Source organism: Desulfocicer niacini, from assembly GCF_054657595.1.
Genome location: NZ_BAAHYK010000159.1, coordinates 1 through 781, shown reverse-complemented (window position 1 = coordinate 781; position 781 = coordinate 1). Strand labels below are relative to the sequence as shown.

Below are 781 nucleotides of genomic sequence, written 5' to 3'. Positions count from 1 at the left end.
GGAAAGCCCACTACATGGGGAAGGACCTGACGGAAGTACGTAGCCCGCAAAGGAAACTCGTACTGGACAAAGTAGGGCTGGAGCAATACGAGCAAACCTCACTGCGGGGAATAGCAATTAAGGCAGAAGTTTATGGGAAACACCGCTTTCAGGACCTGTATAAATGTTTGAACTACCAATTTCTGATGGACTGCTGGAAGGATTTGAACAAAAAAGCCGCCAGTGGAGTAGATCAGGTAACGGCAGAGGCTTACGAGAAGAATTTGGAAGCCAACATTCAAGCATTGGCTGAAAAACTGAAACAAAAGCGGTACCGTGCCAAATTGGTACGACGATGTTACATTCCAAAGGAGAATGGAAAAGAAAGGCCACTGGGAATACCGGTGCTTGAGGACAGGCTGGTGCAACTGGCCTGTTCCAAGATTTTATCATCAATTTTTGAATCGGACTTTGTAGAGACCAGTTATGGATATCGACCCAATCGCAGTGCCAGAGAGGCAATAGAGGACTTGCAGTTTAACCTGCAGTTCGGAAAGATCGGGTATATTGTAGAGGCCGATATCAAAGGCTTTTTCGACAATATTGATCATGACTGGTTGATGCGCATGCTTGAGGAGCGAATTGATGATGCAGCATTTCTGAACCTGATCCGTAAATGGCTGAAAGCGGGAATTCTGGACAGGGATGGTCAAGTAATTCATCCTGAATCCGGGACGCCCCAGGGAGGCTTATGCAAAGCTTTGCATAAACCGCCTTATGCAAAGTTAACGATTATGCAAAG

General features: G+C 46.2%; 1 protein-coding gene. It reads left to right on the top strand.

The window, feature by feature from the left end:
• Positions 1-781 (top strand): reverse transcriptase domain-containing protein (locus ACYQ2M_RS25180; protein ID WP_459919158.1); only part of this gene is annotated, 781 nt, incomplete at both ends.